The sequence below is a fragment of the Acinetobacter lwoffii genome (genome assembly GCF_024129685.1).
GTDB classification, from domain to species: Bacteria; Pseudomonadota; Gammaproteobacteria; order Pseudomonadales; family Moraxellaceae; genus Acinetobacter; species Acinetobacter lwoffii_X.
Genome location: NZ_JAMXXL010000047.1, coordinates 1 through 15,096 on the forward strand (window position 1 = coordinate 1; position 15,096 = coordinate 15,096).

The 15,096-nt window shown below is 43.9% G+C and carries 13 protein-coding genes and 1 pseudogene; 2 read left to right on the forward strand and 12 right to left on the reverse strand.

The window, feature by feature from the left end; genetic code table 11:
* Positions 1-109: 109 nt before the first annotated feature.
* The 9 genes from NI464_RS14820 to NI464_RS14860 form a co-directional block, all read right to left on the reverse strand.
* A complete protein-coding gene (locus NI464_RS14820) occupies positions 110-349 on the reverse strand; it encodes a hypothetical protein (RefSeq protein ID WP_114541507.1) in 240 nt (79 codons plus the stop codon).
* A 27-nt stretch (positions 350-376) separates the two neighbouring features.
* Positions 377-838, reverse strand: coding sequence for a hypothetical protein (locus NI464_RS14825; RefSeq protein WP_253139341.1), 462 nt, complete (start codon positions 836-838; stop codon positions 377-379).
* A 108-nt stretch (positions 839-946) separates the two neighbouring features.
* On the reverse strand, positions 947-1,909 hold the full coding sequence (gene sohB, locus NI464_RS14830) for a protease SohB (RefSeq protein WP_253139344.1): 963 nt from the start codon (positions 1,907-1,909) through the stop codon (positions 947-949).
* A gap of 152 nt (positions 1,910-2,061) precedes the next feature.
* A complete protein-coding gene (gene pstB / locus NI464_RS14835) occupies positions 2,062-2,976 on the reverse strand; it encodes a phosphate ABC transporter ATP-binding protein PstB (RefSeq protein ID WP_253139347.1) in 915 nt (304 codons plus the stop codon).
* Between the two features lie 13 nt (positions 2,977-2,989).
* A complete protein-coding gene (pstA, locus tag NI464_RS14840; RefSeq protein ID WP_253139350.1) occupies positions 2,990-4,381 on the reverse strand; it encodes a phosphate ABC transporter permease PstA in 1,392 nt (463 codons plus the stop codon).
* Entirely contained in the window at positions 4,381-5,760 is a 1,380-nt protein-coding gene (gene pstC, locus NI464_RS14845) for a phosphate ABC transporter permease subunit PstC (protein WP_005107378.1), read from the reverse strand. Before pstC ends, pstA begins: the two co-directional genes overlap by 1 nt.
* Before the next feature lie 104 nt (positions 5,761-5,864).
* On the reverse strand, positions 5,865-6,896 hold the full coding sequence (locus NI464_RS14850; protein ID WP_004279710.1) for a substrate-binding domain-containing protein: 1,032 nt from the start codon (positions 6,894-6,896) through the stop codon (positions 5,865-5,867).
* Between the two features lie 435 nt (positions 6,897-7,331).
* Positions 7,332-8,864, reverse strand: a complete 1,533-nt coding sequence (locus NI464_RS14855) for a pyridoxal phosphate-dependent decarboxylase family protein (RefSeq protein WP_005246814.1) — start codon at positions 8,862-8,864, stop codon at positions 7,332-7,334.
* Positions 8,865-8,867: 3 nt separating this feature from the next.
* A complete protein-coding gene (locus NI464_RS14860) occupies positions 8,868-10,241 on the reverse strand; it encodes a diaminobutyrate--2-oxoglutarate transaminase (RefSeq protein ID WP_005246815.1) in 1,374 nt (457 codons plus the stop codon).
* A gap of 474 nt (positions 10,242-10,715) precedes the next feature.
* Between NI464_RS14860 and NI464_RS14865 the strand changes: the two genes are divergently transcribed.
* The gene (locus NI464_RS14865; RefSeq protein ID WP_004646521.1) at positions 10,716-11,420 is read left to right on the forward strand and encodes an SIMPL domain-containing protein; all 705 of its coding nucleotides are present in this window, start codon (positions 10,716-10,718) and stop codon (positions 11,418-11,420) included.
* A gap of 164 nt (positions 11,421-11,584) precedes the next feature.
* Positions 11,585-12,181 (forward strand): phosphatase PAP2 family protein, encoded by a 597-nt coding sequence (locus NI464_RS14870; RefSeq protein ID WP_004279704.1) that lies wholly within the window; start codon positions 11,585-11,587, stop codon positions 12,179-12,181.
* Positions 12,182-12,256: 75 nt separating this feature from the next.
* On the opposite strand, the gene proB is transcribed toward NI464_RS14870, so the two are convergent.
* The 3 genes and pseudogenes from proB to NI464_RS14885 form a co-directional block, all read right to left on the reverse strand.
* Positions 12,257-13,390, reverse strand: a complete 1,134-nt coding sequence (proB, locus tag NI464_RS14875) for a glutamate 5-kinase (protein WP_004279682.1) — start codon at positions 13,388-13,390, stop codon at positions 12,257-12,259.
* Positions 13,391-13,417: 27 nt separating this feature from the next.
* On the reverse strand, positions 13,418-14,635 hold the full coding sequence (gene cgtA, locus NI464_RS14880; RefSeq protein WP_004646519.1) for an Obg family GTPase CgtA: 1,218 nt from the start codon (positions 14,633-14,635) through the stop codon (positions 13,418-13,420).
* 167 nt (positions 14,636-14,802) lie between these two features.
* Positions 14,803-15,096 (reverse strand): annotated as a pseudogene (locus NI464_RS14885) (hypothetical protein); the annotation flags it as partial.

Below are 15,096 nucleotides of genomic sequence, written 5' to 3' on the forward strand. Positions count from 1 at the left end.
GAAAAAAGAAGAGTTTAAGGAAATTTTGGCAATTTTAAGAAGGCAGAATCCTGATAGGATAAGGGTTCTGTGAAATTTGTCGTGTACAGAGTTACATTCATATCTTCAATTATGAATGTGGGCAATATCGCATCCAATCATCTTTCATTTTTTGCAGTTCATTACCCGCTAACATCTCATTGTAATAAATGAAATAGGTTGCATCAGGATATTGAATCTCATGACGGAACATCATGCCACGCAGTGACACAGATAATTCCTCAGGAAAATCATCCTCTAAATAGAGTTCTTCAAATTCATAATTAAAATAACAATTTTGCGTCGCAAGAAATGCTTCAGCTATAGCCATGTTTCTGCTCTAACAATAAAATATGCTTTATTTTATCTGATTCGCTTCAGTGCTGGTTTGTATTTCAGTCGGTTCAATCCATTTAAGCAGCTTAGACTCTGATAAGTGTGGGTATTTGAACTTATCTAAATATTCAAAGCAGACCTTTTGACCTTTGGGCATTTTCTCTAAGTGCTGATCAAACAATAAATGCCGGTTGTATTTAGCACCCTCAAAACGAATACTGATACGCTCAAATGTTTCACCACCACGAACCCTATGTAACTGATAAAACTGCACTACCCCACATTGCTTAGATACCATCACAGGTGGATCACTTGGCTTTAAAACACTATACAGTAGAAAAATACAAGCACCCGGCAGAAAGCTCAGCCAAAACAAAATCTTCTTCGAATCATTATTTATAAGTTTGGCTTCAGCATAAAGAATAGTTAACATCGGAATAAACACGATGCTAAAGAATCCCAGCAACAAAATAAACGTGAGCATATGCGCCTAGACTCAACCAAAGTACTTCACTTATACCATAATGATTTGATTTCAAAAATAAAAAAGCCCACCAAAGTGAGCTTTCCATATCATTTTCAGAGCAATAAATTAAAGTTTTGGATCACGCATTTGTACAAGATTTGCATTGGCTTTACTTAAGCTTTCCATAACTTTATTCATGACAGTAGGTACCAGTGAATCAGCAATTTGCGCGGCTTGCAGGCCCAGCTTTTCACCCAAAGTTGGTTTCTTGCGGGTCTGAATAGAATAGATATCATGCTGGGGCAACAAGTTGAGCAGATATTCATCTGAGGTTTGCAGTTTATCCACCAGATTCAGATCCAGCGCATCCCGACCATACCAATGCTCACCAGTGGCCACTTTTTCAATATTCAGCTGTGGGCGATACTTTTCAACGAAATGTTTGAATAAAGCATGGGTTTGCTGTAATTCTTCTTCAAACTTGGCCTTACCTTCTTCGGTATTTTCACCAAACATGGTCACAGTACGTTTGTACTGACCAGCAGTATAAAGCTCAAAGTCGATTTTATTGTCTTTTAGCAAACGGTTAAAATTGGGGACTTGAGCAACTACACCAATTGAGCCGACAATCGCGAATGGTGCAGAAATAATTTCATTGGCGATACACGCCATCATATAACCGCCACTGGCCGCCACTTTATCGACACAGATGGTCAAATGAAAACCTGCCTCACGTAACCGCACCAGTTGAGCTGCTGCAAGTCCATAACCATGTACCATGCCACCCGGACTTTCCAGACGCGCCACCACACGGTCACGACCTGCTTTGGCGGTGGCCAGAATCAAGGTGATTTCTTCACGCAAGCCTTCTACTGCAGAAGCAGCCATATCACCTTTAAAATCGAGTACATAGATTTTTTGATTGGTTTTCTTACGCGCACGCGCTTCTTTTGACAGTTGTTGCGATAACTGTAAAAGTTCCAGTTTAGAGCCAGTAGTTTGCGCTATTTTTTTTCGTTGTTCATTGATACGCGCATTGAGATGACTAATACGGATTTCAGCGGACAGTTTCGGAGTATGAAATAACATAAAAAATCTATTCTCTATTTAATTCGGATTTATTCCTTTAGATTAGGTCAATTTCGGTTTTTTTCAACTTTATTTCGAGAATTATTACGATTATCACCATCTATTTCACCTATAAAAAAAAGAGCCTTGCGGCTCTTATTCTAGATATCGGATTAACCGAAACGCCCGGTAATATAGGCTTCAGTCAACTGATGATCCGGCTGGGTAAAGACTTTCTCGGTCGAGTTCACTTCAATTAAATCACCCAAATGGAAGTATGCAGTACGATCCGATACACGTGCTGCCTGTTGCATGGAGTGAGTTACAATCGCGATGGTATATTGCGTAGATAGCTCAGAAATCAGCTCTTCCACTTTGGCGGTTGCAATGGGATCAAGTGCCGAACACGGTTCATCCATCAGGATCACTTCCGGGCTGACTGCAATGGTACGCGCGATACACAGACGTTGCTGCTGACCACCTGACAAACCTGTTCCCGGTTGGTTCAAACGATCTTTCACTTCTTCCCACAAACCAGCTTTACGCAAGCTGCCTTCTACAATTTCTTCAAGATCGTACTTGTCACGCGCCAAACCATGCAGCTTCGGACCATAGGAAACATTATCGAAGATTGATTTCGGAAATGGGTTCGGCTTCTGGAACACCATACCAACCTGTGCACGCAGCAAAACTACATCCAGATTTGGCTCATAAATATCCTGATTATCCAGCATCACTTTACCGGTCACACGGCAGCTATCAATGGTATCGTTCATGCGGTTTAAGGTACGCAAAAAGGTTGATTTACCACAGCCTGATGGCCCAATAAAAGCAATCACTTCATTTTCATAAATGTTCAGGTCAATGCCTTTAATCGCTTCCGCTTCACCATAGTACACATGCACATTAGAAGTACTAAGTTTCACATTCGTCGACTTCGCATCTTTTTTGCTGCTGCTTTGTGTATCGAACTGGGAAACAAACGGAGTTGCTGGCTTTTGAGTCGCCTCATCCGAGGTGAATTGTGTCTGTTGTGGATTCACGATTTGATCCTTTTTTAAGGAATTTTGAATAACAGTTGTGTTCATGATTCTGCCCCTATTACCAACGGACTTCAAATTTCTTACGTAACCAGATGGCCAGACTGTTCAAGCTGATCATCATGGCCAGAAGTACAATAATTGCTGCTGCGGTACGCCCTTCAAAGAAGTTACGCAACTCATTGCCTTGCCATAAGAAAATCTGTACAGGTAAAGCCGTTGACTGATCAAATGGTGTGGCTGGAACGCTGGCAACAAAAGCACTCATCCCGATTAATAACAATGGTGCGGTTTCACCTAAAGCCTGTGCGACCCCAATGATTGCGCCCGTCAAAATACCCGGTAAAGCCAAAGGCAAGACGTGATGAAATACTGTCTGGATACGCGAAGCACCGAGGCCCAAAGCTGCCTGACGAATCGAAGGTGGAACCGCTTTAAGTGATGCGCGTGTGGTGATGATTACAGTCGGTAAGGTCATCAGACTCAGTACCAGACCACCCACCAATGGCGCTGACAATGGCAAATGCATCCAGCCAATGAAGATCGCTGCACCCAACAGACCGAAGACAATCGATGGTACGGCTGCCAGGTTATTGATATTGACTTCGACCACATCAGTAATCCAGTTTTTTGGTGCAAACTCTTCCAGATAGATCGCAGAGGCCACCCCGATTGGAATCGAGATAAAGATCACGATCATCATCATGAACAGTGAGCCCATGAAGGCACCTGCCAAGCCAGAAGTTGCTGGTGAGCTGCGTGAATCAGGACTGGTGAAAATATTGGTATTGAAACTATTTTCAATCACACCAGCGGCTTTCATCTCGTCCGCCACCTGACGTACTTCAGGACTGAGCTGCTGCTGTTCATCAGGAAGATCACGGTCAATATTTCCCCCTAGCCAGACATCGACATTGGCATCAGCCAGAATTTTCACTTCCTTGCTTTGACCGACCAGACTCGGATCATTCATGACCATATCGCGCAAACGGTACGCCTCAGAACTAGTATATAAAGAACCCAGTTCATCACGCTGGCTTTCCAGCTTGCTATCTTTGGCGATCATGCCGTTGATAATCAACGCATCCCAATCCACCATTCCCACTTCGGTCTGCCAGGCGATAAAGCGATCTTCAAACTGTGCTGGAGATTCTCCTGCAGCTGGCTTCGGTTTTGGACCAATATCCACAATGGCAGGATCGAAATGAATCGGCAAACTCATGCTGCTCTGCCAGAATGCAGGCAAACCTTTGGATAAAATACTCCCGAACAGCAATACCACAAAGAACAGACCTGCCAGTACCGCAGAGAAACCAAATAAACGAAAGGTTTTTTCTTTACGATGACGTCGTGCCAAAGAGCTTTGAATGGTCTTCTTACGCTTTTCACGCAGCTCGGCGGCGATGGATGGATCAATACGCTGATCCACAGGCGTTGTATTTGAAGTACTCATTAGTCGTATTGCTCACGATATTTACGCACGATGATCAGTGCAACAATGTTCAAACCTAAGGTAATGACGAATAGCGTCAGTCCTAGTGCAAAGGCCACCAGTGCTTGTGGACTAGCAAAATCAGTATCGCCAGTTAGCTGATTCACGATGGTAATCGTGACCGTGGATACTGCTTCAAGCGGATTGGCATGCAACTGCGGGCTGTTCCCGGCTGCAAGAACCACGATCATGGTTTCACCAATTGCACGTGACGCCGCCAACAGGAACGCACCGATAATACCCGGTAGAGCCGCGGGTAAAACCACCTGACGGATCGTTTCAGATTTGGTCGCGCCCAAGCCCAAAGAACCATCACGTAAGGCACGCGGCACCTGAGTGATGATGTCGTCTGACAGAGAAGATACGAACGGAATAATCATGATGCCCATGACCAGACCGGCGGTCAGCGCGCTGGTGGCATTAATTTCGAGTCCGACCAGAGCACCCATGCTTTTAAGGAATGGGCCGATGATCATCAAAGCAAAGACACCATAGACAATCGTAGGAATACCCGCCAACACTTCAATTGTAGGTTTTGCCCAAGAGCGGAATCGCGGTGAAGCGTATTCGGCCAGATAGATCGCAATCATCAGGCCTACTGGAACCGCGACCAGAAGCGCGATCCCGCTGACCATGAGCGTGCCCCAGAGCAGTGGCAATAAACCATAACTGCCTTCAGCACTGCCAGAGGTGCTAAACCCTGGGTTCCATTGGGTACCAAAGAAGAAATCCAGTGGGCTGACGAAGCTGAAGAAACGCATTGCCTCGCCAAACATCGACATCACAATCCCGAGAGTAGTCAGAATCGCCACACCTGAACACAATGCCAAGCCGATATTAATCATTTTTTCGACTTGGTTACGTGCACGGAATTCCTGACTAATATGTTTCTTGGCCCAGACCAGACCAGCCAGCGCCGCCGAAATCACGACTGCCAATTTGGCAAAGGTACCAATGGTCGAGAATTTAGCCAATTGCTCTGCGGCTGCGACTTCATAGGCTGCAGGTGTATCACTCACTCCAAAACCTGAGGCAAGTGCCTGAACGCGATCAATCACAACGCTCAAACTTGCCGGATCCAGACTGGCCGAAACATTTTCTGGCAAATGGTTGAGTACCACCTGCTCCAGAAAAGTGGGTTCTACCATATTCCAAACAATCAAAATTAAAAACGCAGGGATACCACACCATAGTGCAACCAGGGCACCATAATATCCGGGACGCGAGTGTAAGTTTGCAGAATTGCTTCCCTTACCTGCTAAGCTACGGCTTTTACTTAATCCGATTTGATAGGCTATGGCCATGATGGCCAATAACACACCTATAAGTAGCAGATTCATGTATTCTCCACTGTTTTTTCAATTTTCATGGTTTGAAAAAACTTGTTTATCGCAAAAAGCCGATGGTAGGTTGACCCTACCACCAGCATTTTCAAAATCATTTATTACTTCACTACAACCGCTTTACCAGCCTTGAAATTTGCCAGGACTGCTGCACGTTCTTTATCAGACATTGAAATCAGACCTGCTTTTTCCAGCTTAGAGCCTTTGCCAGATACTTTCTTGTTCAGGAAATATTCTGTGAACTGCGGTAAGCCCTTGATTGATTTCAAGTGCTCACCTTTTACGTAGAAGAACAATGGACGTGATACCGGATAAGCACCATTCAAGATGGTCTTTTCAGAAGGCGCTACATTGTTCACCGTAGCAACACGTAGACGGTCACGGTTCTGGTCATAGAAACCTAGGCCAAACACACCTACCGCACTTGGAGAAGTTTTTAAACGTGCCAATGTTTCGGTATAGTCACCGGCAATCTCAACCACACGGCCATCTTTACGGAATGTTGTACAAGCTTTTTTCTTAGCATCTTTGTCTAGAGACTTAATTGCAGCATACGTTTCACAACCTGCATCCACCATTTTCTCCTGGAAGACTTCGCGCGTACCATGATTCGACGCAGGAATTACCAGGGTGATAGGTTCATTCGGAAGTGCTTTGTCAATTTGGTTCCAACGCGTGTACGGGTTAGCGACCATTTTTCCATTTGATGGAAGTTGTGCAGCAAGTGCAGCGAAGACATGTTGTGGACGCAATTTATAAGCCGCTTTGTTAGCATTCGATGCAAATACAATACCGTCATAACCAATTTTGATTTCTAGGACTTGGTTAACGCCATTCTTTTTACATTCTGCCAACTCTGTAGATTTAATTTGACGCGAAGAGTTTGCGATATCAATCGTATTATCACCCACGCCATTACAGAACTGTTTTAAACCACCTGAAGAACCGCCAGAACCGACAACTGGTGTTTTAAACTGTGGAAAAGTATTACCGAATTCTTCTGCCACGATACTGGCATATGGAAGTACAGTTGAAGAACCTGCAATTTGGATGGTGTCACGTGCTGCGTGTGCAGTCGTTACAGCAGTTGCCCCGGTTACTGCTAATGCTAAAGCTATATTTGTAAAGCGCATTCTAGTATCTCTCTCATTTATGCAAATTTGGAGTACACCACTTTTTATTCAGTTTTGTACTTCTTTCGATACCTGCATTTTGATTTTAGAATATGACAGATAAGTTACAGCTTTATTACGATTTAGTGATTTTTAATCTAGCGGCTTTTTCTTGATTAAATTTGTATGGATTTCAATGATTAAGTTCTTTATGTCATTCACTTCAATAAAAAATTTTAGACCAATGACATGTAACAATTTTTATAAACCTGAACTCAGGATAAATCCTGCTCCCCAGTTTTACATAAGCCTATGACAAATAAATAACAGGCCAAACGGGATTCAGACCTTCCGTGTTTTTGTGAGGAATTTCGATCTGGGAAAGGACCTTTTTTTATTTTTAAGCGCACAAAAAAGGAGATCATTTCGATCTCCTTTTTTTCACACCACCATCACTTATGCAATGGGTGGCGTATAAGTACCGTCAGCGATTGAATCTTTGATACGATCCGCTTCTGCAAGCACTAATGCCAGCAAGTTCTTCACGTTATCAAGCGTTGCAACCGGGCTTAAAGTAGTCATTTTCAGAGACTGAACCTGACCGACTTTCGTCACACCAATGTTCGCTTCACCACGCGCAAACAGTTCGTCTGCTACGTTTTGATTGAGCGTATCGAGTAATTCAACCGGATATCCCGCTGGAACCACACGGAACAAGACAGATGCGAATTGAGGCTCAAGCAGAAGCTCCAGACCATCAGTCGCTTTAATGTAGTCTGCCACATCACGGGTTAATTTCACGCCATGATCGATCATCGAACCATAAAGCTCTTCGCCCAGTGCTTCAACTGTCATCCACAATTTCAGAGCATCAAAACGACGCGTGGTTTGTAGCGACTTAGACACCAGATTCGGAACGCCGTGTTCTTCATCATAGGCAGAGTTCAGATACTCAGCTTCATAATGCATGAAACGGTAGTTCGCTTCATCTTTTAACAAGAACGCGCCACAAGAAATGGTTTGGAAATAATGCTTATGGAAATCAAGCGTGATCGAATCCGACAGCTCAATCCCGTCCAGCATAGAACGATAGTCATTGGATAGAATCAGTGCACCACCCCATGCCGCATCGATGTGCATCCACGCGCCATATTTATTGGTGATTTCACGAATTGCTTTCAATGGATCAATCGCACCAGCATCCGTTGTACCCGCTGTTGCCACCACACATGCCACGATCTTGCCTTCAGACTGAAGATGCGCCATGGTTTTTTCCAGTGCATCTACGTCCATCTGTGCATTTTCATTCACAGGAACAGTGACCACTGACTGGAAGCCCATGCCCATCATCGCCATGTTCTTTTGCACAGAGAAATGTGCATTTTCAGAACAGATGACTTTGACATTACGCATCGCATCCGCAGGAATACCATCGCGCTGAACCGACCACGGATTACCATTTTCGTCTTTCCAGTTTTTCGCGATGCAAGCATCACGCGCAAGCAATACGCCCATCAAGTTAGACTGCGTACCACCAGAAGTGAACACACCGGCCTGACCCGCACCATAGCCGACTTTTTGACGTAACCAGTCAATCAGCTGAACTTCCATCAACGAACCGGCCGGGCTTTGATCCCATGAGTCCATTGACTGGTTGGTTGCATTAATCAGCACTTCCGCGATCTGGCTAGTCACCATCGTTGGACAGTGAAGATGCGCAAGTGAATGCGGATGATGCACTTTTAAGCTCTTGTTAAGGAATAGCTCAACCATACGCTCAAGAGATTTTTCTACACCCAAACCTTCTTTTGAAGGATGAAATGCAATTGCACTGCGCAGTTCTTTAATACTGCCGCCCGTGTACATTTTGTCGTTTTGCAACCATGCCGCAACCGCTTTGGTCGCTTGGTCCATGCCAGCCTGATAGTCAGCAATGGATGCAGCATCATTGCAGAGTAACGCTTTACGATGTTCTGCGAAATCTACCATGAATTATGCGCCTCGAACTGCAACTAGTGCTTCAGCAACCGATTTTTTGAAACGAGCAATCACTTCAACACATTCGTCTTGAGTAATGATCAACGGGCAAAGTAAACGAATCACTGTACCGTTACGACCACCTTTCTCAAGCAATAATTTATTGTTGAAACAAGCGGTTTGGATCGCTGCAGCCAACTGACCATCAGCAGGCAAAGAACCCATATGATCCGCATCTTTGCGCTCATCTACGATTTCAACACCGATCATCAGACCACGGCCACGCACGTTACCGATACATGGGAATTCAGCAGCCAGTTTTTTCAGTTCAGCTTGCAGGAAATCACCACGCTCTTGTGCATTTTGCGCCAGGTTCTGTTCTTTAATGGTATTGATCGTTGCAAGGCCTGTACCCATCGCCAATTGGTTACCACGGAAAGTACCGGTATGACCTGCTGGCTGCCAAGCATCAAACTTACGTTTAATACCAAGTACGGCAAGCGGTAAGCTACCACCTACAGCTTTAGACATCACTACGACATCAGGTTCAATCCCTGCATGTTCGAATGCAAACATTTTGCCTGAACGCGCAAAGCCTGCCTGAACTTCATCAAGAATCAATACGATGTTGTGTTTTTCAGTCACTTCACGGATTTTTTGCAACCATTTTACTGGCGCAGTTACCACACCGCCTTCACCTTGAATTGCTTCAAGAATTACAGCTGCAGGTTTGGTCACACCGCTTTCTACATCTTCAATGAAGTTTTCAAAGTAGTAAGTCAGGGCATCAACACCGGCTTCACCACCAAGCCCCAATGGGCAACGATATTCATGCGGGTATGGCATGAACTGTACACCCGGCATCAAGCCGTTCACTGCATTTTTCGCAGACAGGTTACCTGTCATTGCCAATGCACCGTGAGTCATACCGTGATAACCGCCAGAGAAGCTAATCACTGAGCTACGACCAGTAAAGGTTTTTGCTAGTTTAATCGCGGCTTCAGTTGCATCTGCACCAGATGGACCACAGAACTGCAAGCAGTATTCTTCCTGGCCACCTGGAAGATAAGAAAGAAGTGCTTCAGTAAAAGCATCTTTTAAAGGAGTAGTAAGATCCAGGGTATGCAATGGTAAACCACTTGCAATTGTATCCTGGATACTTTGAATGACTGCAGGATGATTATGGCCTAAAGCCAACGTCCCTGCCCCAGCTAAACAATCAAGGTACTCAGTACCTTCAACATCGGTAACCCAGCAACCTTGTGCTTTCGCTATCGCTAACGGTAATTTACGTGGATAACTACGCACATTCGATTCCATCTGACTTTGGCGAGTCAAGTAGTATTCGTTTGTGGAATTGGTGGCAGGGTTTACAGAAGTAACGCTCATATCGAATTACCATCTCTGATATGGGTGAAAGAAATAAGTCTGGTGACGTTTGGTCCTTTGACTCGGCGCTTTATAAGGTTCTAGCTAGCAGTTTTGTATTCGAATAACTAGGAGGCGGATGATACCGAATTTTTCAGGAAAATAAACAACTTTCAGTCACATTTTGTCCTAATCTTTATCGAAAAAAAACATCATGCTAATCCATCCCCTAAATCATCATCTTACAGTGTGACAGCAGAAAGAAAAGCGTGTTCTTTTATGCTTTTTTGTAGCGCAGGCGACATTCCGGTAATCAATCTTAAAATTATCTACTAAGTGTTTAATTATTAATAATAAATATAAATCAAATAATGAGATAAAATTAAAGAAAATTTAACACTCTTACGACAAATATTTCGTAAAAAGATCACAATTGAGATTTAATATTTTAACAACGGCTTAGATGGCCAATTTTAAGAAAAACAGGACAATTTCATGCGTCTCTTAGCACTTACCAGTTTGATCCTTGCCAGCACCCTCGCCACAGGCGCATTTGCAGCTCCTGCTGAATCTCTGAATTATAATGTTGTTAATCTTTCAGCAGAGGCTAGCCGTGAAATCTCAAATGATGAAATGCATGCTGTGCTTTATATTGAAAAATCCAACAAACAACCAGCTGAACTGGCCACTCAAATTAACCAGCTGATGAATCAAGCAATTGCCACAGCACGCAAATATCCAACTGTGAAAATCGAGACTGGGGCACAAAGTACTTACCCTATTTATGACAATGACAACCGCAAATTAAAAGAATGGCGTGGTCGTGCCCAGATTCGTCTGGAATCAAAAGATTTTAAAGCGACATCTCAATTGATTGCTGAATTACAACAGCACTTCCAGACCCAGTCAATTAATTTCAAGGTATCTGACGAAAAGCGTAAAAAAGTTGAAAGCGAGCTGATGATTGAAGCCACCAAAAACTTCCAGCAACGCGCACAGGCACTCACCCAGACCTGGAACAAACCGAGTTATCAACTGGTGAACTTAAACCTGAATACTAATAACTATTCACCACAGCCAGTACCGCGTATGGCCATGATGAAATCTGCATCGGCTGATATGGCGGTTCCTGAGCAGGAAGTTGCGGCGGGCGAATCGCAAATGACGGTCAGCGCGAATGGGGCGATTCAGTTTAAATAAGACTTCATTATATTATTCGCACTTTTAAGAACCACCCTTTTGGGTGGTTTTTTATCATGTGAATATTCTTTAAAAACCGAGGCTACAAATTCATACAAACTCAGGTAGGAATTGAGGTTTGACCGGTTTAGAGTAACGGACATTTGTTCCAGTCCTCTCTGCTCATGTCCCTTGACCAACTGAATCTTTACCTGTTTCATATCTTAAATGTACCCGACCAAGCCTCAATCTGGATGATCAACTATGCCTCCCTGATTGCGCATGACCTGGTTTATCTCTTTTTGCTGATTTTTGCTATTGCTTGGTTCCGTGGTAGTTACGAAGTAAAAACAGGGATTATTAAAGCCTTCATCTTTACAGCTATTACATTATTGATGAGTGAAGTATTGTCTGCGGTACTCAATACCCCACGCCCGTTTGTGATGGATGTTGGTCGCACCCTGATTGAACATGCACCGACTGGTTCTTTTCCCAGCAACCATATGAGTATTTTTAGTGGGATTGCCTTCGCCTATTATTTTTCACCGCAGCGAGACTTGGGAAGAATTCTAATCTGGACAGCTTGGCTGGTAGCGTGGTCGCGTGTTTATGTCGGTGTGCATTTTCCGATTGATATGCTGGGTGCGTTTCTGATGGCAATAACAGTAAATTTAGCTGGATTACCATTGTGGTGGAAATATGAGAATCAAATCATGAACTTTATTTTGGGTATTCATTATTGGTTATTTTCGCCTTTAATTCGAATGGGCTGGATTAAATAAATATAATTAAAATGTCATAAAAAATCCCGCTCGAAAGCGGGACTTTTTGAATCTCTAAACTTGAATCTGAATAACTCAATAAATCGCCATATGATTGCGATGAATCATTTCTAGTGAACGTGCTTCACCTAACACCTGATGTACTTTATCCGATGCCAGACCACGAACGATATCTGCTGAACGCGAACTGAAATTGACACGCCCTACAGCAATCCGGTGACCTTGTGTATCAACACATTCCACCACATCACCACGTTCGAAGTGACCTTCAACAGCTTTGACGCCTACAGGCAACAAGCTACGATGATTGTCTTTAATGGCTTTTACTGCACCATCATCAATCACCAAACGACCTGCGGTTTGCAAGTGAGCCGCCAACCATTGCTGATGCGCTGTCATCCGGTCTTTGTCAGTGACAAATAAGGTGCCTAACAATTCGCCAGACATTAGACGTGATAGAACACCATCACTATCACCACTTGCAATTAAGGTCGGACAGCCCGACTTTGCAGCCAGACGTGCAGCACGAACTTTGGTCAGCATGCCACCACGACCAAATTTACCGCCTCCACCGGCCATATCAAACAGACTTTCATCCATCGCACGTACGGTATGGAACAGTTTGGCATCTGGATTAGACCGTGGGTCTGAGTCAAACATCCCTTCCTGATCCGTTAAGATAATCAGAAGGTCTGCATGAACCTGACCTGCCACCATGGCCGCAAGCGTGTCGTTGTCACCAAAGCGAATTTCGTCAGTCGAAACCGTGTCATTTTCATTGATCACCGGAATCACGCGCCAATCAATCAGGTTCTGCAAGGCATCACATGAGTTGAGGTAGCGACGACGATCTGCCAGATCATCATGGGTTAACAATACTTGCGCAGTTCGAATCTGATGCTTCTCAAGTACGCTTGACCAGGTATGAATCAGGCCCATCTGACCGATGGCAGCACAAGCCTGAAGACTGGGTAGATCGGTGGGTCGATTCTCAAGTTTCATTCGAACCATACCTTCAGCCACAGCACCGGAAGACACCAGAATAATCTCGTGTCCTGCATTGTGTAGATCTGCGATTTGTCCCGCCCAATGCGAGATAGCATCTAAATCTAAACCTTGTCCGTTTGCTGTGAGTAAAGATGATCCGATTTTAACAACGATTCGTTTACAACCCTTGAGCTGACGTTGCCCATCTACCACTTCTATCATCTTGTCCTCAGACTCTTCTCTCAGAGATTAGCGTACATAGTACACTTCCACATCACTATCATCATCGCCATCTTCATCATCTTCGTCATCACCCAGAATACCGGCAAGACGTTGCTGACGACGCATCTCACGATACGCTTCTTTTGCAGCGATGGTTTGTTCACGTGTTTCAGCTTCAAGCTGATCACGGAATGCTTTCATTTCTGCTGCATATTCTTGATCTTCAGCTTCGCGTTCACGTTGCTCTTCGATCTGATCCATCAGGTAGTAAACTACGTCTTTGGTGCCTTCAGCCGTTAAACCAGAAGTCTCAAAAACTGGGCCTTCCCACTGCAATTCTTCAAGAATATGGGTGCACCATTCTTCACGTGTTTCTTCAGCCAACTGATCGACTTTGTTCAGCACCAATACGATCGGCAGTTTTGAAAGCGTTGGGGAGAAATTTTCTAACTCTTTCATAATTGCTTTAGCATTATGTGCCGGATCTGAGCCATCAATCGGCTGTACGTCAACGATGTGTAACAAGATACGGGTACGCGCCAAGTGCTTCAGGAAGCGAATCCCAAGACCTGCACCTTCAGATGCGCCTTCGATCAGGCCCGGAATATCCGCCATCACGAATGAACGGTGACTATCGGCATCGACCACACCCAGGTTTGGCACCATGGTGGTAAATGGATAATCTGCAACTTTTGGTTTTGCTGCCGAGACTGCACGAATGAAGGTTGATTTACCCGCATTTGGCATACCCAGCAAGCCGACATCTGCCAGAACTTTAAGCTCTAGACGGATTTCACGGAATTCACCTTTTTGACCATGCGTACATTTACGTGGTGAACGGTTGGTCGATGATTTAAAGTGGGTATTACCTAAACCACCATCACCGCCTGCTGCAACTTTCACGCGTTGACCGTCTTCGATCAAGTCGCCAATAATGTCACCAGACTCTACATCTACAATTGTTGTTCCTACCGGAACTTTTAATACGGTATCTTCACCGCCACGACCAGCACAGTTCGCCCCACGGCCATTTTTTGCTCGTTCTGCACGATATTTACGTGTATAACGATAATCAACTAGCGTACTGGTGTCGTCGTCAGCCTGAATATAAATGCTGCCGCCACGACCACCATCACCACCATCTGGACCACCAAATGGCACGAATTTTTCACGGCGAAAACTGGCTACGCCATTGCCACCGTCGCCAGCCTCTACGGTAATGACTGCTTCATCAACAAAGCGCATATTGCCAATCCTCTAAAAACTTTAAAACCCCATATTCTGCCATATTTTAAAGAATTTCTCGACTATATTTATGACACAATCAATGAAGATCGTTCACCTTGCTCTGAATTTGATTCAACAAGCCTGATTGCTTTGTTTTAAAAATTAAAAATCATATAATTTTTTACTTATTTATATAAGGTGTAATTAATAAGTTGCTCTAGTATAGGATCAAATTCTATCTGAGATGTTCTAATCGTTTCTCTAGCATATTCATCAGAATTATTTTTTAAAATATTCCAATATTCAACATTACGTTCTTGCGTCTGCTGATTAAAACTTTTAGTGATTTTATACAAATTCTCATTTTTCAAATATTCATTTAAAAGAATAGGGTGTGTTGACACTTTTAGCTTAAAAAAATAGCGAAGTAGTAAAATCAAATCGCCAAACCCAATTTTACTATTCGCTATGCCTCGTAC

What these genes read in the sequence shown, in the direction of transcription:
- NI464_RS14820 (WP_114541507.1), bottom strand. Translation starts at nt 349, where the DNA reads ATGGCTATAGCTGAAGCATTTCTTGCGACGCAAAATTGTTATTTTAAT.
- NI464_RS14825 (WP_253139341.1), bottom strand. Translation starts at nt 838, where the DNA reads ATGCTCACGTTTATTTTGTTGCTGGGATTCTTTAGCATCGTGTTTATT.
- sohB (WP_253139344.1), bottom strand. Translation starts at nt 1,909, where the DNA reads ATGTTATTTCATACTCCGAAACTGTCCGCTGAAATCCGTATTAGTCAT.
- pstB (WP_253139347.1), bottom strand. Translation starts at nt 2,976, where the DNA reads ATGAACACAACTGTTATTCAAAATTCCTTAAAAAAGGATCAAATCGTG.
- pstA (WP_253139350.1), bottom strand. Translation starts at nt 4,381, where the DNA reads ATGAGTACTTCAAATACAACGCCTGTGGATCAGCGTATTGATCCATCC.
- pstC (WP_005107378.1), bottom strand. Translation starts at nt 5,760, where the DNA reads ATGAATCTGCTACTTATAGGTGTGTTATTGGCCATCATGGCCATAGCC.
- NI464_RS14850 (WP_004279710.1), bottom strand. Translation starts at nt 6,896, where the DNA reads ATGCGCTTTACAAATATAGCTTTAGCATTAGCAGTAACCGGGGCAACT.
- NI464_RS14855 (WP_005246814.1), bottom strand. Translation starts at nt 8,864, where the DNA reads ATGGTAGATTTCGCAGAACATCGTAAAGCGTTACTCTGCAATGATGCT.
- NI464_RS14860 (WP_005246815.1), bottom strand. Translation starts at nt 10,241, where the DNA reads ATGAGCGTTACTTCTGTAAACCCTGCCACCAATTCCACAAACGAATAC.
- NI464_RS14865 (WP_004646521.1), top strand. Translation starts at nt 10,716, where the DNA reads ATGCGTCTCTTAGCACTTACCAGTTTGATCCTTGCCAGCACCCTCGCC.
- NI464_RS14870 (WP_004279704.1), top strand. Translation starts at nt 11,585, where the DNA reads ATGTCCCTTGACCAACTGAATCTTTACCTGTTTCATATCTTAAATGTA.
- proB (WP_004279682.1), bottom strand. Translation starts at nt 13,390, where the DNA reads ATGATAGAAGTGGTAGATGGGCAACGTCAGCTCAAGGGTTGTAAACGA.
- cgtA (WP_004646519.1), bottom strand. Translation starts at nt 14,635, where the DNA reads ATGCGCTTTGTTGATGAAGCAGTCATTACCGTAGAGGCTGGCGACGGT.